Origin of the sequence: Paraburkholderia acidipaludis NBRC 101816 (assembly GCF_000684975.1) — a bacterium.
GTDB classification, from domain to species: domain Bacteria; phylum Pseudomonadota; class Gammaproteobacteria; order Burkholderiales; family Burkholderiaceae; genus Paraburkholderia; species Paraburkholderia acidipaludis.
On the sequence record NZ_BAXZ01000016.1, the window covers coordinates 18,693 to 40,937 of the forward strand.

General features: G+C 61.6%; 17 protein-coding genes, 2 pseudogenes and 1 riboswitch. Of the genes and pseudogenes, 5 read left to right on the top strand and 14 right to left on the bottom strand.

Annotation, left to right across the window (positions count from 1 at the left end):
- Positions 1 to 124: 124 nt before the first annotated feature.
- Positions 125 to 187: riboswitch (Fluoride riboswitch) on the bottom strand.
- 234 nt (positions 188 to 421) lie between these two features.
- Positions 422 to 1,049 (bottom strand): annotated as a pseudogene (locus BAC01S_RS18000) (carboxyl transferase domain-containing protein); the annotation flags it as partial.
- A 24-nt stretch (positions 1,050 to 1,073) separates the two neighbouring features.
- On the opposite strand from BAC01S_RS18000, the gene BAC01S_RS35140 reads away from it, so the two are divergent.
- Positions 1,074 to 1,409, top strand: a complete 336-nt coding sequence (locus BAC01S_RS35140; RefSeq protein ID WP_407667941.1) for a hypothetical protein — start codon at positions 1,074 to 1,076, stop codon at positions 1,407 to 1,409.
- On the opposite strand, the gene BAC01S_RS18005 is transcribed toward BAC01S_RS35140, so the two are convergent.
- The 5 genes from BAC01S_RS18005 to BAC01S_RS18025 all read right to left on the bottom strand — a co-directional run bounded on the left by BAC01S_RS18005 (position 1,342) and on the right by BAC01S_RS18025 (position 9,998).
- Entirely contained in the window at positions 1,342 to 2,244 is a 903-nt protein-coding gene (locus tag BAC01S_RS18005; protein ID WP_027796034.1) for an NAD-dependent epimerase/dehydratase family protein, read from the bottom strand. The genes BAC01S_RS35140 and BAC01S_RS18005 overlap by 68 nt on opposite strands.
- Positions 2,245 to 2,256: 12 nt before the next feature.
- On the bottom strand, positions 2,257 to 7,107 hold the full coding sequence (locus tag BAC01S_RS18010; protein WP_027796035.1) for an NAD-glutamate dehydrogenase: 4,851 nt from the start codon (positions 7,105 to 7,107) through the stop codon (positions 2,257 to 2,259).
- 101 nt (positions 7,108 to 7,208) lie between these two features.
- Positions 7,209 to 8,183 (bottom strand): alpha/beta fold hydrolase, encoded by a 975-nt coding sequence (locus BAC01S_RS18015; RefSeq protein ID WP_027796036.1) that lies wholly within the window; start codon positions 8,181 to 8,183, stop codon positions 7,209 to 7,211.
- Between the two features lie 61 nt (positions 8,184 to 8,244).
- The gene (locus BAC01S_RS18020; protein ID WP_027796037.1) at positions 8,245 to 9,354 is read right to left on the bottom strand and encodes an alkene reductase; all 1,110 of its coding nucleotides are present in this window, start codon (positions 9,352 to 9,354) and stop codon (positions 8,245 to 8,247) included.
- A gap of 8 nt (positions 9,355 to 9,362) precedes the next feature.
- On the bottom strand, positions 9,363 to 9,998 hold the full coding sequence (locus BAC01S_RS18025) for a TetR/AcrR family transcriptional regulator (protein WP_027796038.1): 636 nt from the start codon (positions 9,996 to 9,998) through the stop codon (positions 9,363 to 9,365).
- A 185-nt stretch (positions 9,999 to 10,183) separates the two neighbouring features.
- On the opposite strand from BAC01S_RS18025, the gene BAC01S_RS18030 reads away from it, so the two are divergent.
- Together BAC01S_RS18030 and BAC01S_RS33930 are read left to right on the top strand one after the other, a co-directional pair.
- Positions 10,184 to 10,753 (top strand): YdeI/OmpD-associated family protein, encoded by a 570-nt coding sequence (locus BAC01S_RS18030; RefSeq protein WP_027796039.1) that lies wholly within the window; start codon positions 10,184 to 10,186, stop codon positions 10,751 to 10,753.
- 460 nt (positions 10,754 to 11,213) lie between these two features.
- Positions 11,214 to 12,098 (top strand): TIR domain-containing protein, encoded by an 885-nt coding sequence (locus tag BAC01S_RS33930; RefSeq protein ID WP_169740130.1) that lies wholly within the window; start codon positions 11,214 to 11,216, stop codon positions 12,096 to 12,098.
- A 69-nt stretch (positions 12,099 to 12,167) separates the two neighbouring features.
- Here the strand turns inward: BAC01S_RS33930 and BAC01S_RS31685 are convergent, their stop codons facing one another.
- The 6 genes and pseudogenes from BAC01S_RS31685 to BAC01S_RS18055 all read right to left on the bottom strand — a co-directional run bounded on the left by BAC01S_RS31685 (position 12,168) and on the right by BAC01S_RS18055 (position 18,283).
- The gene (locus tag BAC01S_RS31685) at positions 12,168 to 13,595 is read right to left on the bottom strand and encodes a surface-adhesin E family protein (RefSeq protein WP_156954445.1); all 1,428 of its coding nucleotides are present in this window, start codon (positions 13,593 to 13,595) and stop codon (positions 12,168 to 12,170) included.
- Between the two features lie 339 nt (positions 13,596 to 13,934).
- Positions 13,935 to 14,996 carry a hypothetical protein gene (locus BAC01S_RS34685; protein ID WP_156954446.1) on the bottom strand — a complete coding sequence of 354 codons (1,062 nt, stop codon included), beginning with the start codon at positions 14,994 to 14,996 and terminating at the stop codon, positions 13,935 to 13,937.
- Between the two features lie 167 nt (positions 14,997 to 15,163).
- A pseudogene (locus BAC01S_RS31690) lies at positions 15,164 to 15,694 on the bottom strand (acetyl-CoA carboxylase carboxyltransferase subunit beta); the annotation flags it as partial.
- A 7-nt stretch (positions 15,695 to 15,701) separates the two neighbouring features.
- Positions 15,702 to 16,220 carry a hypothetical protein gene (locus BAC01S_RS18045; protein ID WP_156954447.1) on the bottom strand — a complete coding sequence of 173 codons (519 nt, stop codon included), beginning with the start codon at positions 16,218 to 16,220 and terminating at the stop codon, positions 15,702 to 15,704.
- A gap of 63 nt (positions 16,221 to 16,283) precedes the next feature.
- Positions 16,284 to 17,135: an SPFH domain-containing protein gene (locus BAC01S_RS18050; protein ID WP_027796041.1), complete on the bottom strand. Its 852-nt coding sequence runs from the start codon at positions 17,133 to 17,135 to the stop codon at positions 16,284 to 16,286.
- Positions 17,136 to 17,404: 269 nt separating this feature from the next.
- Positions 17,405 to 18,283: an SDR family oxidoreductase gene (locus BAC01S_RS18055; RefSeq protein ID WP_027796042.1), complete on the bottom strand. Its 879-nt coding sequence runs from the start codon at positions 18,281 to 18,283 to the stop codon at positions 17,405 to 17,407.
- 113 nt (positions 18,284 to 18,396) lie between these two features.
- Here BAC01S_RS18055 and BAC01S_RS18060 point away from each other — a divergent pair, with 113 nt between their 5' ends.
- Positions 18,397 to 19,278, top strand: a complete 882-nt coding sequence (locus BAC01S_RS18060; protein WP_027796043.1) for a LysR family transcriptional regulator — start codon at positions 18,397 to 18,399, stop codon at positions 19,276 to 19,278.
- A 700-nt stretch (positions 19,279 to 19,978) separates the two neighbouring features.
- Here the strand turns inward: BAC01S_RS18060 and cynS are convergent.
- Positions 19,979 to 20,449 carry a cyanase gene (cynS, locus tag BAC01S_RS18070; RefSeq protein WP_027796045.1) on the bottom strand — a complete coding sequence of 157 codons (471 nt, stop codon included), beginning with the start codon at positions 20,447 to 20,449 and terminating at the stop codon, positions 19,979 to 19,981.
- A 36-nt stretch (positions 20,450 to 20,485) separates the two neighbouring features.
- A complete protein-coding gene (locus tag BAC01S_RS18075; protein WP_027796046.1) occupies positions 20,486 to 21,145 on the bottom strand; it encodes a carbonic anhydrase in 660 nt (219 codons plus the stop codon).
- Between the two features lie 124 nt (positions 21,146 to 21,269).
- Here BAC01S_RS18075 and cynR point away from each other — a divergent pair, with 124 nt between their 5' ends.
- On the top strand, positions 21,270 to 22,151 hold the full coding sequence (cynR, locus tag BAC01S_RS18080) for a transcriptional regulator CynR (protein WP_027796047.1): 882 nt from the start codon (positions 21,270 to 21,272) through the stop codon (positions 22,149 to 22,151).
- Positions 22,152 to 22,245 lie beyond the last annotated feature (94 nt).

Below are 22,245 nucleotides of genomic sequence, written 5' to 3' on the forward strand. Positions count from 1 at the left end.
CCCAGGCTCGATGTTGGCCGGGCACGATTGGAGCGAACCGGGAAATGCTGCGAACGGCTGCATGTGCAGCGCAGGCAAAGTGGGACCAGCTCGAAGAAGTCGCGCGCCCACAGCACCTGTTCCCAGGCCTGTAGGCATCATTAGCCCGTCAGGGCGGTTGAGGAGGCATGCCATCTCCTGTTGCGACTTTACGCCGGTCGCAGCAGTGTTACAAGCGGCCGGTTTGTGCCATGGCGGTTTTCCCCAGGCAGGTCGAGTGAGCCCTGGCCGTCGGCTTCCGGCAATGTCGTCGGCTTGAGCGGCGCGTTTGAGCGCCTGCATGCCGAGCGCGGAATCGCGGCCCGCTTCGGTCTAAGCCCAGCACTTGGCACAGTTACTGCTTATCGGGATGCCATCTCGTACTCAAAATTGCCCTCATGCCGACACCCAGGCCGCCGCCTTCGATCATCGCGGGGCCGCCCATGCCGATATTGCTGTTGCGCGTGGCAATGATGACATCGCTGCAGCCGAGCAGCGCCGCATTGCCGGCGAAACAGCGGCCCGCCGCGATGCCCACCACCGGCGCCTGCTCCGAAAGCGCTGCGTAGCTCGCAAAGGTGCCGACGTCGAGTCCGGGACCGCGCAACGATTCGTCGCCTGGCCGTCCGCCGCCTTCGGCAAATAGCACGACCGGCAGCTTCTGCTTGAGCGACAGTTCGAGCAGCCGGTCGGTCTTCGCATGATTGAAAAAACCCTGCGTGCCGGCCAGCACGGTCGCGTCATACGACATCACCGTCGTGCGCGCGCGTTCTGCGCCGAACAACGCACCGTTCACGCTGCCGATCCCGGTGACGATGCCGTCGGCCGGCGTGTTCGCGATCAGGTCGTCGAGCGCGCGGCGACTGCGCTGCGCGGCAATCGCGAGCGCGCCGTATTCGATGAAGCTGCCTTCGTCGCACAGATCCGCAATGTTCTCGCGTGCCGTGCGGCCGCCGCGCGCGGCGTTTTTCAATGGCTTCGGGGCGCGCGGCGTCGGGCACTACCCGAGTTCGTTTTTTCCGGCGCGTGAGCCGCAGGCCTACCGCCCGGAGTATCTGGAGAAGCAGCATCAGCTTGCCGAGCACTTCTATGCGCGCCTGTGCGCGCTGCTCGAACAGGGCCGCGACGAGGGTTGGTTCGATTTCAATGAAACGCGGATTACCGCGCAGGCCGCATGCAGTGTGTCGGGCTTTCTGTACACCTGGTACAAGCCCGAAGGGCGGCTCGACGTCGACACCATCGTCGCCGAACTGGTGGAGATCGCATGCCGCGCGCTCGGTCTACGGAAAACGCGGCGCAAGACGGCATGCCGAGGTCGGATACCTACGCGCCGAAGCGTGCCGCCTCGTCTCGCCAGTAGTGTTGCTGCCGCCAGCCGAGCAGACGCTTGAGCTTCTCGTTGCTCAGTAATGTTTCGAACTCGCCGAGTGTCTTCTTGACCGGCACGCCAGGATAGTAGCGTTCCAGCAGCGTTTGCGTCGGCACGTCGGAAGAGACGTCGTCCGCGGCAATATTCATGATCTCGAAGCCGAGCCCGTCTTTTTCGATCGCGAGGCGGCATGCCTGGGCGAGATCGCGCCCGTCGATATAGCTCCACGCGATCCGCTTGCGCAAGCCCGGATCCTTGAGCCACGTGGCAAACTTCGCATAGTCGTCGGGTTCGAGCACGTTGCCGATGCGGAAGCAATAGATATCCGAACCGGTACGCGTCTGGAACGCCTTCGCAGTGACCTCGTTGACCACTTTCGACGTCGCGTAGCTGTCCATCGGGTTCACCGGATAAGCCTCGTCGAGCGGAAAATATTCGGGATCGCGGTGCCGGTGAGCGAACACCACGCCGTAAGTCGTCTCGCTCGACGCCACGATCACCTTGCGGATCCCCAGCTTCGAGGCGGCGTCGAGAATGTTGTACGTGCCCATCACGTTGATCCAGTAGACCTCGTTGTCGGTCGTGATCATGATGCGCGGGATGGCGGCCAGGTGGACAATCGCATCGATCGGCTTCGGCTCCAGGTCTTCGGCAAACTCCACCGCCGCCGTGCTCGATGCGAGCGCGTTGAACACCTGGCCGGCGTCGGTGATGTCCGCGATCAGCGTGCGCGCGGTTCGCTGCGCCATGGGCACGCGATCCAGATTCAGCACCTCGTAGCCGTGCTCGACGAGGTCTTTCACCACCCACTTTCCGGCAAGGCCGCTGCCGCCGGTCACAATCACTCTCTTCGTCATAGGATTCCCTCCTTAAGCTCTCTCCAGCGCGGCCATCGCGCGCACAATCACAAGCAGTACGGAAAGACTCACGCCGCTCGAAGCGCGCAATTCCGCAAGCAACTGCCCATAGCGCTCCAGCGCGGCCTCATGCTGCCCGCACCAGGCGTCCACGAGCGCTTGCGCGTCTGCCGTATCCGCCACCTCCGCCGCCTGCGCCAGCACGCTCGTCGTGAGCACGCGCTTGAGGCGCGCCACCTCCGCCAGCGCGGCCGCGCGCGCCATGGTGTCCCAGTGGCTCGGTGTGGGCAACGCTGCCGCGCGTTCGCTGATCCAGCCGTAATTGAGCCGCGTGCCAAGCGCGAAATACGTGGCCGCGACGAGTTCCAGCGGCCGTCCGCATGCCGCCGCCACTTCGGCGATATCGAGCAGCGCGACGGAAATTTCGCCGCCCGCTACGCGCAGTGCAAGCGTGCTTTCCACACCCGCGTTCACCAGCTCGCCCTGGCGCACGGAAAGCGCTTCGAGATCGCCTTCGGGCAGCAGCGCGGGCAATTGCGGCGCAAGCCGCTGCGCCGCCGCCCGGCAGTGCGCAAGCAGCGAGCCCACCCCTTCCCGGTCTGTCGCGCCGGCCTGCAGATGGCGCAGGAACCAGAGCGCCGCGCGTTCGAGCAGCCGTGCGATCTCCACGAACATGCGCGCCTGCACGTCGTCGGGCACGCGGTTGTCGAGCGCGTCGATGGCGCGCCAGATTTCGTCGAGATCGAACACGTCCCGCACCATGATGCACGCGCGCACGATCTCGTCGGGGCGCGCGTCGGTTTCCTCCATGAGCCGATGCACGAACGCGCAGCCCACGCGGTTCACGAGCGCGTTGGTCAGGTGCGTGGCCAGAATTTCACGCCGCAGCGGATGGCGCTGCATCGGCTCGCTGAACCGTTGCTGAAGCGGCTTCGGGAAATAATCGGTCAGCAAGCCGGCCACGAGCGGATCTTCGGGCACGTTCGAGTCGAGCAGCGCATCGTAAAGCCACATCTTGCTATAGGCGAGCAGCACGGCGCGTTCCGGCGACGTGAGGCCGAGCTTCGCGGCCTGGCGCTCGGCCATCTCCTCGTCCGTCGGCAGAAATTCGATCACGCGATTGAGCCGCCCGGCACGTTCGAGCCAGCGCATGAAGCGCGCCTCGGCATCCAGCAGCATCACGGCATAGCAGCCCGCGATAGAGAGCGACTGGGTCTGGTAATAGTTGTCGCTCAGCACCAGCAGTCCGACTTCGTCGGTCATTTCCGCGAGCAGCGTGTTGCGCTGCTTCGTCGTCATTTCACCGTCGGCCACCACGAGGCCGAGCAGGATCTTGATATTTACTTCGTGATCCGAACAGTCGACGCCCGCCGAATTGTCGATCGCGTCGGTATTGATGCGCCCGCCGTGCTGCGCGAACTCGATGCGGCCGAGCTGCGTCACGCCGAGGTTGCCGCCCTCGCCCACCACCTTGCAGCGCAGGTCCGAGCCGTTGACGCGCACCGCGTCGTTGGCGCGGTCGCCCACTTGCGCGTGCGTTTCGCGCTCGGCCTTCACATACGTGCCGATGCCGCCGTTGTAGAGCAGATCGACGGGCGCCTGCAGGATGGCGCGAATCAGCTCGTTCGGCGTGAGCGCCACGGCTTCGATACCCAAGGCCGCCTGCACCGCGGGCGTAAGCGGAATCGTCTTCACGGTGCGCGCGAACACGCCGCCGCCCGCCGAAATCGCGCCGGTATCGTAATCGGCCCAGCTCGATCGTTCGAGCCCGAACAGGCGGTCGCGCTCGGCGAAGCTCGCGAGCGGATCGGGCGTGGGATCGAGGAAGATGTGCCGGTGATCGAACGCGGCAACCAGTTTGATGTGCGGCGAGAGCAGCATGCCGTTGCCGAACACGTCGCCGGACATATCGCCGACGCCGACGACCGTGAAGTCGGCCGCCTGCGTGTCCACGCCCATTTCGCGGAAGTGCCGCTTGACCGACTCCCACGCGCCCCGCGCGGTGATCGCCATCTTCTTGTGGTCGTAGCCCACCGAACCGCCCGAAGCGAACGCGTCGTCGAGCCAGAAGCCGTATTCGGCGGAAATGGCGTTCGCGTAGTCGGAGAACGTGGCGGTGCCCTTGTCGGCGGCCACGACGAGATAGGGGTCGTCGGGGTCATGACGCACCACGTCGGGCGGCGGCACGACGGCGTTGGTCACGAGGTTGTCGGTGAGATCGAGCAGGCCGCGCAGGAAGGTCTGGTAGCATGCCACGCCTTCGCGCATCCACGCCTCACGGTCGCTCGCCGGCGGCGGATTCTTTACGACGAAGCCGCCCTTCGAGCCCACCGGCACGATCACGACGTTCTTCACCATCTGCGCTTTCATGAGGCCCAGCACTTCCGTGCGGAAGTCCTCACGGCGGTCCGACCAGCGCAGACCGCCGCGCGCGACGCGCCCGCCGCGCAAATGCACGCCCTCCACGCGCGGCGAGTAAACCCAGATCTCGAACATCGGCTTGGGCTCGGGCAGGCCCGGCACCTTCGACGGATCGAACTTGAACGACAGTGCGGGCCGTTCCTCGCCATCCGCACCGCGGCGGAAATAGTTCGTGCGCACCGTCGCATTGATCACGCCGAGGAACTGCCGGAGAATGCGATCCTCGTCGAGATTGGGCACCTGGTCCAGCGCGGTTTCGATGGCCTTGAGCCTGAGCGCTACGCGCTCCTCACGAGCCTCATCGTCGCGCGGGTTGAATCGTAGTACGAATAATTCGACGAACTGGCGTGCGATCGCCGGATTGCCGGTCAGCGCGCGTTCGATATAGGCGTCGCTGAAGGTCGAGCCCACCTGGCGCAAATATTTTGCGTAAGCGCGCAGGATCGTGACTTCGCGCGCGCTCAGGTAGGCCCGCAGCACAAGCCGGTTGAAATTGTCGTTCTCGATGCGGCCGCTCCAGACGCCTTCGAACGCGTCTTCGAACAGGTCCTTCACGCGTTCGATATCGAATTCGGTGTCGTCCGCGAGTTCAAGGCCGAAATCGTGCACCCATGCCGGCGCGCAAGTCGGCGCCTCGATCACGTAGGGCCGCTCTTCGTCCACGCGCACGCCCAGGTGTTCGAGCATCGGCAGGCTGCGCGAAAGCGCGATCGCCTCGCCCGCGCAATAAACCTTGAAGCGGAACGTGCGCGGCCCCGCCTCGATGGGCCGGTAGAGATTCATGGCAATGCGCGGCGTACCCTGCACGCGCTCGATCAATTCGACATCGCGCACCGCCGTGCGCGCCGGATAGTCGTCGCGATAGCCGGCCGGGAACGAATCGGCATAGCGATGCAGGAGCCGCGTACCCTGCTCTTCGCCGAACGCGTCGAGCAGCGCGTCGGCCAGGTCGTCCTGCCAGCGGCGCGTGACCTGCACGAGCCGCGCCTCCAGTTCGCGGGTGTCGACGTCCGGCATCGTGCCGGAATCGGCATGCACGACGAAATGAATTCGCGCGATGGCGGACTCCGAAAGCAGCGGCGTGAATTCCACGGAAACGCCGTTAAAAGCGTCCGCCAGCAGGTTCGCGATGCGCCGCCGCAAGTCGGTGTTGTACTTGTCGCGCGACACGTACACGAGGCAGGAGACGAACCGGTTGAAGCGGTCGCGCCGCACGAAAAGCCGCGTGCGTTGATGCTCCTGCAGGCGCAGCACGCCGAGCGCGATTTCATAGAGCTCGTCCTCACTGGCCTGAAGCAGTTCGTCGCGCGGATACGTTTCAAGCACCGTGACGAGCGATTTGCCGAGATGCCCTTTGGGCAGAAAACCCGCGCGCTGCACGATATTCGCGCATTTGCGCCGCACGATGGGGATTTCCGCGGCGGACACCCTATACGCGGTCGAGGTGTAAAGGCCGACGAAGCGGCGCTCGCCGCACACCTTGCCGTCCGGCCCGACGAGCTTCACGCCCACATAGTCGAGATAGCCTGGCCGGTGCACCGTGGCGCGCGAGTTGGCCTTGGTGAGAAAGATGGGCCACGCCCCGCCGACGATGTCCAGGGCCGCGGGTGGCAACGGCGTGACGTCCGGCGCGTCAGGCACGCGCAGCGATTCGCGCAGGATGCCGAGGCCCGAGCCCTCCACGCGGCGCAAACCGTAGCCGCCCTCGTGCGCCACGAGCGCGTAATCGCATTGCCCGAGGAACGTGAAATGATCGGCCACCATCCATTCGAGGAATGCCCGCGATTCGATATCCTCGGCGCTCGCCTCACGGGCTTTCAGGGTCTTGATGGTGGCGCGCGCGACCTCGACGAGCTTCGGCCAGTCTTCGACCGAAGCACGCACGTCGCCCAGCACCTTGGCGATGTCGCGACGCAGTTCTTCGAGTTTTGCTGCGTCGCCGCAGCGATCCACCTCGAAGTGGATGAACGAGGCGAGCTGCGATTGTCCGTCGTCGGTGCTGGCCACGCCCTCGTCCACCCGCACAATCGCCCCCTCTTTGTCGCGCCAGATGCGGAACACGGGATGCATGGCCGAATGCAGCGCGAGCCCCAGCCGGTTGACGGCCATGGAAACCGAATCGACGAGAAACGGCATGTCGTCGTTGACGATCTCGATGACCGTGTGGTCCGAATGCCAGCCGTGCTGTTCGAGGATCGGGTTGTAGACCTGCATGCGCTCGCTGCCCGGCACAAAACGCTGCGCGGTGCGCCAGTGCCCCATGGCGGCGCCGTAGAGGTCGGCGATGCTGCGGCTGCGCAGATCTTCGACGTCGACGAAATCGTAGTAGTGCCGCAGGAAAGGTTCGACGATCCGGAAAGTCGGCTCGGGCAGGCGCGCCCGCGCGAATTCCATGACATCGGAGAGCAGATGAGCGACGAATTCTTCGTTCTTCGCTAACATGGCGAACTCCTTGACGGGTAGCCATCGACCGCATCGGCAGTCCGGCCATTATGCACCGTCAAGGTGATCGAACGATGAATGCGTGAGCACGACGGAGGCCGTCACCCTCCTGTCAGGAACGACAGCAGCAGGCATGTCACCTCTTCGGGCTTCTCCTGCTGGATGAAATGCCCGCCGCGCGCGATGAGATGATTGCCAACGAGATTCGGCACGTTGCTCGCCAGATTCGCGTACTCGTCCTTCGCCATTTTCAGCACGCCGTCGAGTTCGCCGGCGATAAACAGCGTGGGCTGCAGGATCTTCGCGCCGTCGAGGAATGGCGTCATCTCCCAGTTCCGGTCGAGATTCCGGTACCAGTTGATTCCGCCGCGAAAACCGGACTGCCGGAACCGCCCGACCAGGTAGTCGAGGTCCTCGGCGGGCAGCCAGTCGGGCAAACGGTCCGGAATCGCCAGGTTGTCGATAATCCGCGTTCCCTTCTCGAATCGCGCAAAACTGATCCGCTTGTGCGCTTCGTCGAATTGCGCATCGCCGGACGCCGTGTACAGCACCCCGAGCAGCGAGCGGTGAATGTCGAGCTCGAGCTCCCGTTCGACCTTGCCTGGCTCCTGGAAATAATGCTGATAGAAGTCGCGCTCCTGCGTGCCGGCGGCGAAGCGCACCGCCGGCCGCAGCTTGTGCCGCGGCAGATACGGCACGCTCAGGTGCACAAGCTTGCTGAACAGATCGGGGCGCAATAGTGAGGCGTACTGCACGACGATCGAGCCCCAGTCGTGCCCGACGAGTATCGCCTCCTTCTCGCCAAGCGCCTGCACGAGGCCGACCAGATCGCCCACGAGGTTGAGCACGTGATACGAATCGATCGCCAGCGGCGCGTCGGTGTCGCCGTAGCCGCGCTGATCCATCGCGACCACCCGGAAGCCCGCGTCGGCGAGCGCCCCGATCTGATGGCGCCACGAGTACCACGACTCGGGCCAGCCGTGGCACAGCAGCACGAGCGGCCCGCTGCCGGCCTCGACGTAGTGCATCCGGATGCCATTGGTGTACGCATAGCCATGCTTCCAGTCCGTCGACATTGCCCTTCTCCCGTTATCCTGCGTAGCCTGGGGATCGAATCAGACGCTCACTCGCACCGCTTCACGCCAGCGCCGGATAATCGACGTAGCCGTGCGCGCCGGCACCACCATACAGCGAAGCGTCCTTGAACGGCGGGTTGAGCGGCGCATTCTCGCGGAAGCGGCGCGGCAGGTCCGGTGTCGTGATCATCGCGCGACCGAACGAGATCATGTCGGCGCGGCCGCTCTGCAGCGCGTCGATGGCCATCTCCTTCGTATAGCCGTTGTTCAGCATCCACACGCCCGAGTACAAACGATGCAGCGCCTCGTAGTCGAACGGCGCATTGTCGCGCGGGCCGCCCGTGTGCCCCTCGACGACGTGGATGTACACCGGATGCAGCTTCTCGAGCTCGCGCACCACGTATTCGAACAGGGGCTGCGGATCGCTTTCCGACGAATCGTTGACCGGCGAGACCGGCGACAGGCGAATGCCGACACGCTCCGCACCAATCTCGCCGATCACGGCGGCCATGACTTCCAGCAGGAAGCGGGCGCGGTTCTCGATGCTGCCGCCGTACGCGTCGGCGCGGTGATTCGAGCCGCTGCGCAGGAAAGCATCGATCAGATAGCCGTGCGCGCCATGAATCTCGACACCGTCGAATCCGGCTTCAATCGCTTTCGCAGCGGCGGTGCGGAAATCGTCGACGATGCCGGCGATCTCAGCCATTGCGAGCGCGCGCGGTTCGGAGCAGTCGACGAAGCCCTGGTCCACGATATAGGTCTTGGCCTTCGCGGCAATCGCCGAAGGCGCGACGGGCGCGAGGCGCCCCGGCTGGAAATGCGTGTGCGACATGCGGCCCGTATGCCAGAGCTGCACGAAGATCTTGCCGCCCTTCGCGTGCACGGCGTCGGTCACTTTCCTCCACGCGGCGATCTGGCCTGCGGTATAGACGCCCGGCGTATGCGTATAGCCCTGGGCCGTTTCGGACACCTGCGTTGCTTCGGCGATGACGAGGCCGACGCTGGCGCGCTGGCTGTAGTACTCGACGACCATATCGGTCGGCGCAAGGCTGTCGTCGGCACGGCTGCGCGTGAGCGGCGCCATGGCCATGCGGTTCGCGAGTTCGAGCTTGCCGAGCTTGATCGGCTGGAACAATGCATCGGCGAGGCAGGCTTCGGTCTGAACACCCATGTTGAGGACTACTCCGAGATTGGTTTGAGGGGGGCGGCAGCCCGGGAAACGGGCGGAAACAGCTGATCGAGAATCAGGTCGACGCTTTGGCGCAGCGGCTCGACCGAGCGCTCGAGCTTCACACGCAGCAGCGCACCTTCCCACGCGTCCCACGCGAGGCCCGATAGCGCGGCCGGCGCGACGTCGTCGCGAATGTCGCCGTGCGCCTGCGCCCGGCTGATCATCCCGGCAAGGCGCTCGCGCCACTCGAGTTGCGCTTCGAGCAGCGCGACGCGGCACGGGTCGCTGGCCAGCCCGATCTCCGCCGCGAAATTGCCGACAAGGCAACCGGCCTGCATCGTCCGGCGTTCGTGGTACGCGATCATCTGCGCGAACACGTAGCGGATCGCGGCCATGGGCTGCGGCGGCGCGGTTTCGATCATGGCTTCCCACGAGCGCTGCAGATAAGCGGCGTACTGCGCGATGATCTCGACCGCGAAAGCTTCCTTGCTGTCGAAATGGTTGTAGAACGAGCCCTTCGGCACGCCGGCGTGATCGGTGATCTGCTGGATGCCGGTGGCGTTGTAGCCCTGGCGCGAAAAGAGCTCGCGCCCCGCCCGGATCAGGCGGTTGGGGATGTCGGTTTTGTCGGCGGTTCGGGGCATGGGCGAATAATATGACCGGTCGTCTTAAAAGTCAAACCTCGCCGCGGCGGCAGATGGTGACTCCGATGGGTGCACGCTGAATTGTCGACAAGACGAATATTCCCAAAGCCGCGCAAACCGGTAATCTGCGAGGTTTCGGTGAACGAAAAATGTCTCGCTGCCTGAATGCAACATTCGGATCCTCCATGACTGAACCTCGTCTGACATTCCTTGACCAGCATGAATGGGAAAACTGGTTGACGCAAAACGGCGATACCTCGCCCGGGATATGGCTGCGTCTTGCCAAAAAGGGCGCCGGGCAGCCAACCTTGACTTACGAACAGGCACTGGAAAGTGCTCTTTGTCATGGCTGGATCGACGGTCAAAAGCAGACTGAAAGTGAGGAATACTGGTTGCAACGCTTCACTCGACGCTCCGCAAAAAGTATCTGGTCCAGGCTCAACAAAGACCGGGCCGAAGCGCTGATCGCCGCAGGCAGAATGCTTCCTTCGGGCATGCGAGAAATCGGGAAAGCCAAAGAGGATGGCCGTTGGGAGGCTGCCTATGCATCGGCCAGCAACTCGGTCGTGCCGGACGACCTGCGGGCCGCACTGGACGCCAATCCCAAGGCCGGCGCGTTCTTTGCGACGCTGAACGGCCGAAACCGTTACGCCATCCTGTTTCGGATACAGAATGCCAAAAAGCCCGCAACACGGGTGCGCAAGATCGAGGAGTTCATCGGCATGCTGAATCGCGGCGAAACCATTTATCCCTAGACCAGCGCGTTCGACAGCCGACGAAAGTCGCCGGACGATGCCGCGCTTGAGGCGGACAACCCGTTGCGCTCTCCACGTCTCGGCGCCGGCGAGCGCCGATTAATGCTGGCTTATGGTTTATTTATTTCTTTGGCCGCGATTCGCGTGTGACCGGTCGTTGCGAAAATCCGGCTGAGCGTCGGATTCCGGCTGGCAAGCGCCGTCTCGAAATTTTGCAAAAGCGCTCAGCAGAACTCATGCCAGCCTCACTTGCTTCCGGCCACTCCGACGTGCAGAATGAATCTACCGAAATCGTTTTTTGCAGGAAATCTGGTGCTGGACACGCATCCCGTTCTCAATGGGTTTGATGCATTAAGGATTTCATGCGATCCAGGTGGGCTGCGTTAGGCGAAAAAAGCGTTGCAAAGTGCCATAAAGTGGTCGCCCATAACACATTTGATCTTCAGTCAAAGGAGTGGCTGTGAAACCTCGTCTTTTTATCGGTTCGTCTAGCGAAAGTCTCGGTCTCGCGTATGCGGTACACGAAAATCTCAAGCGTGACGCTGAGTGCACGCCTTGGAGCGAAGGAGTCTTTGAACCAAACAAATACACTCTCGAGTCGATATTTCAGGCCCTCGACAAATCTGACTTCGGCTTATTTGTCTTCGCGGCCGACGACGTCGTTCGAATGCGCAGCGTCGACTATGTCGCCGTTCGAGATAACGTTCTGTTCGAGCTTGGGATGTTTGTCGGCCGATTGGGAAGAGAGCGAACCTTCTTCCTGCTTCCCGAAAATCAGCGAGATTTTCGGCTACCTTCAGATCTACTGGGATTGACACCGCTGATCTACGAATCCGAGAGACAAGATCAGAACTGGACGGCAGCAGTCGGCCCGGCGTGCCACCAAATTCGACTTGCCATGAAACGCTTGCCGAACGGCGACACAAATTCAGGCGTTACATCCGCGGATGCATCGAGCCCACTCTCCCTGGGAGATGAGGCCCGTCGAGCAATTCAGATTCATACGTTCTCGGGCACTGACAAGAAGCTGCAAGAGAGTCGAATTGAACTGGCAACAACTATCGCATCTGTCGCCGCGCGTGGTATCAGTCTGGCTGATGCCGAGACCATTTGGGCTCTTGGCAACAATATGCACAACGAGGCACTACGATATAAGGGTCGCCCTGATCTGGCGCCATTACACATCGAAGAAGCGGACGCGTTCAATCGTTTTTTGTCCGGGAAAATTTTATCTGCCTCAAAAGATGAAGGTAAATCCAAGGCGATTCACTACTTGGGTGTCCATCACCACAACATGGTTTCGATGATTTCGCACAACGCCCGACTTCACAGCAAAGATGTCTGACCTTCTTGGCTAACCGGACGGCGAACGGCATGCGGTCCGTCAGTCTTGATGAAAGCGTGATGCTCTCAGCTATCGATCGATTGATACGCTATCGATCGTCGATTCGCTTACCCCGTAGTCCTTGGACTCCTCGTGCGAAATGAAGAGGTAGCCGAGTGATTCGAGATAGTAATATCTGATTGAATCTCCGGGCTGAGTACAGTCAAGTGATGTGGCTCGACCAATCAACTGACTATTCAATCTAGTGGCATCGATACTCGCCCCGACATGACAATTCATTTCATGCGTAAGCGGCTTGTTTTCACCAGGCACACCCATGCTCTGCGTCGAGAACGAAATTTCACCGCCTTCTTTCCATTCTCTGGTTTTGACTGTCAACGATTTCAAGACATATACGGTCCTATTCTCAGAACGACTTGAATTGATTTTGAACTTTATTTGAACCAGTCCAAGCATGTCCCGATCGAGGGAGAATTCTGGACTGTAGATCTCCCGGATACGTTCAGCGTTGTCGGTGCTCGGCCGTATGACAATCACCATTTGACCAGTGGGTAATTTACTGCTTTTCGACGTTATGACGATCCGTGCGGTCTTGAACGCCGCGAGTTTGGGAAGAATGGACGAGAATGACTGGACAGCAGCCATCACATCTGCCTCAACCGCTATTTGGTCGATATCAGGATCATCGGAGAGGGGTGCCTTCGTTCTCAGTGTGTCTCCACCAATACCGCTATACGTTTCTCCATCGATAGAATTTCCGCATGCCACTTTCCTGATCGCTACTTCATAGTCATCGGACGAATCGATAGGCGTCTCGGCGGCGTCGCGGGCAATCATGTTGTCGGTCACCGCGCCGTCTGCTGTAAAGTCGTACCCGACAGAGATACGAAAGCGGTTAGCTTTGCAGTTCACCGTGACGAATTCGCGCTTTGAATCATAAGGTGCGTCGTAAGGAGGATCAAATTGATAGTCAGGATAGTCGTACCTTGTCCAGAACGACGTGTATTCCCCCGAGCGGCTGATGCTACGCGAATCGATCTGTATCAGTTTGTTGCCGCCGGAACGCCCGATATTGACGAGACGCTCTGGCCGATTTGGCAAGGCACATGCCCATTGGAGCAGCGCCTCGCCGTAACGAGTCGTAGACGCAGGCACAAATCGCGTGGCCGCATAGTGTCCAAGCGTCTTCCCATATGCCCGCACAGAAGGTTGGTCGCCTACAAATACGTCAGCCCATGCCATGCGAATGGCGTGTTGCGGGCAGTCGAACTGAATAGGCGTTTCGTACTTTTCTGGCCCTTGGGGCGTCTCCATCGTGCCGCGCACGACCAGGTACATGTTGGTTCCAATCCTGTGTGCGGAATCGACGAGATAGTCGAGATCAGCTTTTGCGGGAATCGGCTGCCAAACCTCATCCGCGACGGCAGGGTGCGTGAAAGCAATACAAGCCGCAAGTGTTCCTAGGGTCAGTAGTTGAAGACGCATCGATTCAGGCACGAAATGGAATGCCGGTTTAACGGCATACGCGGAGCTTGTCTTGAACTATCTATTGTCGAGCGTCGAAGCGTGCAAACCCAAAGAGCGGCAGACACAAAAATTCCGCGAACTTTCAGGTCTTACGCCGTGTATAGAGCTGACCGTCCGCTCTCTGTACAATCACTGACCATTGAGTGTCCAGACCAGGCTTGCAATGACTGGCGCTTCCTGGCGCCGGCTGCCGCCCGACGATCGAGCGCGACGACCGTATCGAGCGGACGCGGGATGCAAAGGGCATAAGCGCCCCAAAGAAGACGCGCACAATTTCCAATAGTGGTCATTCAAATCGAGTGCACGCAATCAAGGTCGAACAATCCGGTCAACTGAAGTGATGCGAATGCCGAGCTGATTTTTTTGCTCGCCAACTCGTACTTCGGTTATCCCATTCCAGTATTCGAGCGAATGAGGATCACAGTATTTAATTGAATGGCCAAGTGAAGGTTCCTCAATGAGGATGAATCGGTGGCATCCTTTTCCGGTTGTCGTTCTGGTCAGATGCAAAGGGACACCGAACGTTATCTGCGTATTTTCCGTAATGCGCATCTCACCCGCTTGAGCAAAGTGACCAACAATTGCTCCACCGCCGAGAATCAAAAGCATTGCGACTAATACCTCGGCCGTCCAGATTCCCAAACCTCGACGCACACCTGCCCTGATTAGCGCCGCCCATCGAATGCCAGCACCTACGACCATAAGGCCAGAGAAAATAAGGATTGAAATTTTAGCCCACGATCCGAATGGGGCATTTGTATCCAGGTATATGCCATCACCACCGACAACCACACCTGACATGGCAACGACAATCATGAAAATAAAGTAGCAACTTCCCCAATCAATACTGAACTTCACCTTGCCCGATTCGAATGGATCTGCTGTTCCCTGAATCCGATCACGACTCCATCTATTGATTTGAGCCGCAACACCCATTGTCGAGCCTTCTGTAACACCTCCGGGCAACCGTATTGTCGCTGAGCCATATCGGAAATCGATCCAATAGCTAGGCGCTGTGGTGCGTCCTGTCTTGCTGGCAAACACCGTCGCCCGACCCGGAAATTTCCACGTAGCAATACCCGCACTGACCATGCCATCGGTATTTATGGTGATTGGAGACTTGGCAGTCCCGCTTCGCAGTACGAGGGCAATAAGCCACGCACTGCCGAACAGACACATCGGGATCAGCAGCCAGTCATTGTCCGAGAATATTGATGTGGGGCTCCGATATAGGAGGTAGTAGCACATGGCCAGCGCGATCAGGCATATAGCTAGTAACGCAGTTGATTCGAGGCGGCTGGAAGTGCTGTAGGAAATGATGAGCTCGCTCGGCTCTTCGGAAACTTGGATGGAGCTCGAATCTTTGTTCATTGTTGGTGCGCCCCTCCTTATTTATCATGGTCCAGCCTCGTAGGATGCCCAGCCCACATAGCAGCCTGCGGTATTTCACCCGATTGTCAACGATTCGCGCCGGTTTGTCGAACGATCGGTTGTGTCCGGCAAGCGACCGCTCGCCGCGGCAAGCCGCACCCCCAACATCAAACAACCGAGTCTGCCGGCTGCAGCATCAAGAGAGCAAGCAATCGCGCGACTTCCCCGCGCATTTCGCGGCGATCCACGATCATATCGATCGCCCCGCGCTGCAGGAGAAACTCAGGGCGTTGATAACCTTCGGGCAACGTCTCTCGCACCGTTTGCTCGATTACCCGCTCGCCCGTGAACGCGATAAGGGCTGTCGGCTCGGCGATCACCACATCACCGAGAAACGCGAAGCTTGCCGATACGCCGCCCTTCGTCGGGTTGGTGAGTAGGGATACGAAAGGAAGCCCCGCATCGGCCAGTCGCGTCAACATGGCCGTCGTCTTGGCCATCTGCATCAGGGAATACACGCTTTCTTGCATCCGGGCCCCGCCAGAAGCAGCAATGCAAATAAACGGTGTTCGCTGCTCGAGCGCGGCTCTTGCGCCGCGCTCGAAACGTTCGCCGACAGCGGAGCCCATCGAGCCGGCCATAAACGCGAAGTCGAAGCACGCCACCACCACCACAGGCACCGAGTGGACGGCACCTCCAGCATCGCTACAGGATGGCTTTGCGGTCTGCGATCACTGCGCGCAGCGTTTCGATCCGCGCGGCAATTGTCGCGCAATCTGCACCGTTGCGCGCGCACTCGCGTAATTGCAGCGCCTCGCTTGCCATGGCCTCATCGGCGGCGATCAGGCGCGGGAGAAATTCCCGTTCGGCGCGGTGCCGCAGCCAGGTCGTGTCGTTCTCGGGAACAGGCAGATGCCGGATGAGGGCTTCAGCCGCCTCGATATCGCGGCCGATCACCTCCAGCTCCGTGATCTGCGCACGCTCTGCGGCGCCCGGAAACGGCACGTCGCGGCTGGGCGTCGGGATCGCGCGGCGAATGGCCGTCGCACGACTGGCCAGCGCCGCGCGCGCTTCGCCCAGCAAGCTGCACACACCGTTGCGGACCAGTTGGTCGTCGGCCCGATCCTTGTTTTCCTGCCGGTAAGCGTTGTAGCCCCAACCGGTGTAGAGATTGACCAGTAGCGCCTTGAGTGCGCCGGCGTTGTCGATGGGATTCGGTGTCACGGGCATGGTTCGTCCGGTCCGTCGCAAGTGAAGCGGACCGGCCGGCCCGCCGCGGTGGAGAGATTACTTCGGCAGGCCGCCAAGCGCGCCCGCGTCGAACGTGCCCAGTGTACCGCCGCCGATCTGGAACGGCAGGCCCGCCGCCGCATTCGGCGCGGAAATGAGGCCCTTGTCCGCCATCTTCAACGCAAGGTACATGCGCGCGGCCTCGACCTCGGTCATCCCAAAGGCGCGCAGCGAGATCAGTTCGCGCATGCGGGCGTCCTGCGGCATGATCAGCACCTTCACATCGTTCAGATGCACGCCGTAGATGCCGAGAAATTCGCTCAGGTGCCCCTTTGCGAGCTCGATGATGTCGTGAATACGCTCGTTGACCTGCTCCATCGGCGTGACCTGCACGATCTGGTTGATTGCCTGCTCGATCACGGGCCCGGCATACGCGGTCAGCTCCGCGATCGGAATGCGTTCGCCGGCGAACGGCATGTGCGTGATGAGCTTGACCGCGTCGTCTTTCGTGTCGACGTGGACGTAATAGTCGACGGTATATTCCATGACCGCCATCTCTTTCGAGGTGGCAATGCCCCTGTTCTGCGCGAGCAGCTTGCTGCGCTGGACGTAGATGGTTTCGTACTGCCACGGCGAGCTGCCGCTGAAGAAGCCCTGCACGATATTGCCGAGGATCGGCTTGTCCGGCGTGATGACCTGATGCTGGCCCGTCTCGTAGACGTCGAGCACCGCGCCTCGGCTTTTCAGCACACAGAAGTGATTCGACTCCACCGTCAGCAGGGAGCCGGACACGATACTGCTGTCCGGGTACTTCCAGGCCAGCGTGTCCAGACCCATCACGTCGCGCCCCTGATTGTCGAGCGTGCTGATGACCTGGCGCTGCAGGCCGCTGCCTTGTCCGAATGCCATATACGTTTTCCCTTCCGGTTAGGTTCCCGTTAGAAACCGGTTAGATACCCGCGCATAGGCCGGCGAGTGTGGCCTTTACAGCGTTCTGTCCTTGACGGCTCGCGGGCGCTCAAGCCGCGCGAGGGGCGTTGGCCGCGATGGCAACAATACCAGTAACGGCGCTTTGGGCACGGATCCGTGCACTCCGACACCCGCTCCGGGCGAAGCGTCGGGTATTCGAGCGCGGCGATCGTCCCGGGCGCTCGACAAATCACCCTGCAGCGCCTCGCTCAATCCTTCGCCCACGCAGTAACCATGGCAAGGGCAAAATCGCGGTAAGACCGGGGCGGCCGCCCCAGCAACGTCGACAAGCGCTCGACCTGCGCGGTCGAAGCCACGGCGCCGTCCTGCTGGTATCTCTGCATCATCAGGCGCATGTCGTACGCCAGCCACGCCGGCGCGGCCGATTTCAATCGCTGCTCGAGAATGTCGAGATCGCTACCGCCGTAGCGAACCGGACGCTTGAGGGCGTCAGTCCATATGCTCACAACGGACTCCGCCGTCAGCGCGTCCGGGCCGACCAGCTCGTATATTTCTCGCGGCAGCGGACCTGCGGCCAGTTCGCGCCGCAGCAACGCCCTGGCGGCAGCCTCTCCGATGTCGCGAACGTCCACCATGGAAATACCTTTGTCGCCAATCGGCATGCCGTAGATGCCGGGCCCCAGCAGGGCCTCTTTCAGCCGGACATCGTTCTGCATGAAGTACGCGGGACGAAGCACGGTGGCGGGCATGCCGCACTGTTCGATCATGCGCTCCACCGTGTATTTGCCCGCGAAGTGCGGCACGTCGACATACTCTGCACCCCTGAATACCGACAGATACACCACGCCCTTCACACCCGATTCCCTTGCGACGCTCAAGGCCTGCAGCGCCTGAGTCAGTTCGTCTGCCGCGTTGGGCGCGAGCAGGAACAACGTGCCGATGCCCTGCATCGTTCGCCTTAACGAATCCAGATCGGACAAATCGCCTCTGATTGCCGTGATGCCGTCGGCAAACTGGGCTTTCTCGGGCGAACGCGTCAGCGCATGCACCTGCGCCCCACTGCCTCGCAGGTGTTCGAGGACTTGCTTGCCGACTACGCCCGTACTTCCAGTAACAAGAATTGCCATGACTGTCTCTCTGACGAAAGGCCAAAAGCGGCCCGGTGAAGACAGATTATTCGTTCCGAATTTGATGCGATAGCCATAGAATCGAGACATGTCGTCTCGTGAATGGAACGATCATGGATCTCACCGCACTCTCCGATTTCAACGCGGTCGCCACTCATGGCGGTTTCGGTTCGGCCGGCCGCGCGCTGGACCGCCCGAAGGCCACCCTGTCGCGGCGTGTCGCCGAGCTGGAAGACGAACTCGGGGTCAGGCTGATCGAGCGCGGCTCGCGGCGCCTGCGCCTGACCGAAGACGGCGTCGCCCTCCATGAGCGCACCCGGGGGCTGCTGGCGGAGCTTCAGGAGGCCGGCGAGGCGGTAGCCTCGCGCGCGCCCGTTGCACGTGGGCGGCTTCGCATCAGCGCCCCCGTTGTCTTCGCCCATGTGGTGCTATGCAGGATCGCTGCGCGCTTCGCATTGGCGTACCCGCAGGTCGAAGTGGAAATAGTCGCGGACGACCGGGCCGTGGATCCGGTGGACGAGGGCTACGACCTGGTGATTCGCGTCAATCCGCAGCATGACGAGCAGCTAGTGGGAAGGCGCATTTGCGATGACGAGCGATGGCTTGTCGCGGCGCCAACCCTGCCGGCGCCGTCCCGACGCAAACCTGACGCGAGCCCGATCGCGGTCCCGGCAGTCTTGTTCTCGGCTGCGGCCCCGGGAGCGCTCTGGAGCGTGCGGACTGAATCCAGGGACACACAGGCCTTCGAGCCGAGGCCGGTCCTGCGGCTGTCGTCGCTGCTGATGGTGCGCGAGGCCGTTCTCGACGGCGCGGGAGCGGCGATGTTACCGAAACTGCTGGTCGAGGAGGACGTGGCGGCCGGGCGACTCGTCCGCTGGGGCAAAGAGGATAGTTCTCCTGTGGAAATATGGGCGCTTTACCACTCGCGGCGGCTGCTGAGCGTCAAGGTTCGGGCATTCCTGGACGTGCTTCAGGACATGCCTGCTCGATCGTAAAGCCAGCTGCGGCCGCGCCGGTGAGCCGGCAGTCGAGCGGAAGAAACGTCCTCGCACGGGCCCGCGCGGTGTCGACGCCAACGGAAAGATCGTCTAAATTCGCACTCACACGCCGTAACGAGGCCACCCACCTTACGGGGCTGGTCTGCCCCCTTTCTTTGCCGAGCCGCGCCTGCGAACCGAAGGCGGCCGGTTACGCTTGAAACCAGGATACCGAATCCCATTTACCGCTCGTGAACTCGCGTATCCGTCCCCCCTTGCCGCCCGAATGGCCCTTTCCGCCGCATCGCGACGTCGCGGGTCGCAAATTTGGCGATCTCGTCGCGCTTCAATATCGCGGCGCGGATGTATGGCTCTGGCGCTGCCGGTGCGGCGCCCACGTGACTGCGGGGCTGGATGCGGTGGAAAGCGGCCAGACACGCGATTGCGGCTGCCGCGAGCAACGTCGTGTGTGGCGCTCCCGGCCGGGCTCCCCTGCCTTGCGCGGCGGCGAGGTGTTCGGCCAGCTGACGACGGATCGGTACGCCGGCGATGGTTTGTGGATTTGCCGGTGCGACTGCGGTCGTGAGACAACCGTGAGTGCCGGGCGCCTGCGATTGGGCCAGGCGCGTTCATGCGGCAGTTGCTTGGGCGCTTCGATCGACTGAACGGCGCAGCCAGGCATCGAGGGAGGCGCCATGGAAACGCCTCCCTCGACGCATCAGAACGGCTTGGTCGGCAGATACTTGCCGTTCAGCGTGATCACGGCTCGCTCGCCGCCGTCCGGATCGGCCACTTTCTCGATGTCCAGCTTGAAGTTGATCCCGCTGATGATCCCGTCGCCGAACATTTCGTGAATGAGCGCTTTCAGAGTCGTTCCGTAGACCTGAATGATCTCGTAGAAGCGGTAGATAGTGGGATCGGTGGGCAAGCCGCCGGGGATGCTGCCGCGATAGGGAATCGCCTGCAGCAGGCGAATCTGGCCTTCGTCGAGGTCCAGCTTCCGGCCCACGACCTTCGCTGCGTCGGCCGGCAGGGCATGTTGTCCGAGCAGCGCTGCCGTGACGAACGCGAGGCCGAGACCGCTGCCTTCGTTGATCTGCTCGAACGTGAGATCCTTGTTGATCTTCGCGTCCAGAATCGCTTCGGTGAGGGCTTCACGCGGGGCCTTGATGCACAGCGACTGGGTCATGATGTTTCTCCTGGTGGTGAAATGAAGGGGGGCGACTTAAACGCTGAAGTTGACTCGGGCCGGGGTGGCGCAGGCATCCGGATGTTCGGCGAGCGAGACGAAGCGATGGGTTGTGCCATCGAACGTCTCGATCGAGCCGGCCTCGATGTCGTACACCCAGCCGTGCAGCGCCAGGCGGCCTTGTTCCAGCGCGAGGCGCACGGAAGGATGGGTCTTGATGTTGGCAAGCTGGGCGATGACGTTCTCCCGGATCATCGAGTCGACACGTTCGTGTTCGCTCGCATGTTCGCGCGCCTCGTTGACGACCCTTGCCGAATCCGCGTAATTCAGCCAGTTGCGCACCGCGGGCATGTGATCCATGCATTTGCAAGCCGCGATCGCCGTCATGGCGCCGCAATCGGAATGGCCACAAATCACCACGTCGGTCACGCCGAGTCCGGCGATCGCGTACTCCACCGTGGCGCTTACGCCGCCCGGTTCCGGGCCATAAGACGGGACGATGTTTCCGGCATTTCGGATGACGAACAAATCTCCCGGCTCACGCTGCGTCACGAGTTCCGGAACGAGCCGGCTGTCGGAACACGAGATGAACAAGGTATGCGGGTGCTGGCTGGTGGCCAGCTCCTTGAAAAGTTCAGTGCGCTTCGGAAATGCGTCGCGTTGAAATTTCAGGAAGCCGTCGATGATGTCCCGCATGGTTCACTCCATCAGGGGGTTGCGTTCAACCGATGAGCGAAGAATGCGCCGGTCCAGCTATCGAGTCCAAGACCGGTTTGCTATACACTCCATAGGCAACACCAATACCTGAACTTACCCGGCCATGCTGCTCAGACATATCCGCTACCTGCTTGCCGTCGCAAAACACCGCAATTTCACGCGTGCGGCCGAGGCATTGCACGTGTCTCAGCCGACGCTGTCGCAACAGATCCGCCAACTCGAAGACATGCTAGGCACGCCGTTGTTCGACCGGTCCGGCCGCACCGTGCAGCTGACCGACGCGGGCGAGGCTTATATTCGATACGCGCAGCGGGCGCTTCAGGATCTGGAGGCCGGCAGGCGCGCCATACACGATGTTCGGGAGCTCAATCGCGGCTCGCTGCGGCTCGCGATGACGCCAACCTTCACCGCGTACCTGATCGGTCCGTTGCTCGAGAAATACAATCGGCGCTACCCAAACGTCACGCTCAATGTGATCGAAATGTCGCAGGACCGGATGGAGGCCCTGTTGAGCGAAGACGAGCTCGATGTGGGTATCGCATTCAACGATGTCCAGTCCCCCGACATCGAAGCGCAGGCGCTGTTCGTGGAGGCGTTGGCGATGGTGGTCGGGAAAACGCATCCGCATGCCAAAGCCCGCGCCCCGCTGACGCTGAGGGAATTCCGGAACGAAACATTGGTTTTGCTAAACAGCGACTTCGCGACGCGCCATTACATTGACCGGTATTGCCGGCAGCACGGCATCGCGCCGCGCATCGTGATCGAGGCAAATTCGATCAGTGCCGTGATTGAATTGGTGAGCCGGAGCAAACTCGCGACGATATTGCCTGCCGATATTGCGCGTGACCACAAGGAGCTTTGCCTCGTGGACTTGAAGCCGGCGCCCCCGAAACGAACGGCCGCGCTGCTATTGAGAAAAGAAGCCTATCGCAGTGCGGCAACGCAGGCATTTATCGCGTTGGCGTTGGAGGAAGCCGACCGGTGAGCCGTGTGGCACGCAAGCCTATTCGATGAAGCGCAGCGCCGGAAAGCGGCTTTGGCTGGCTCATGCTCCATGGCGGGATCGCGGTGGCGAGCTA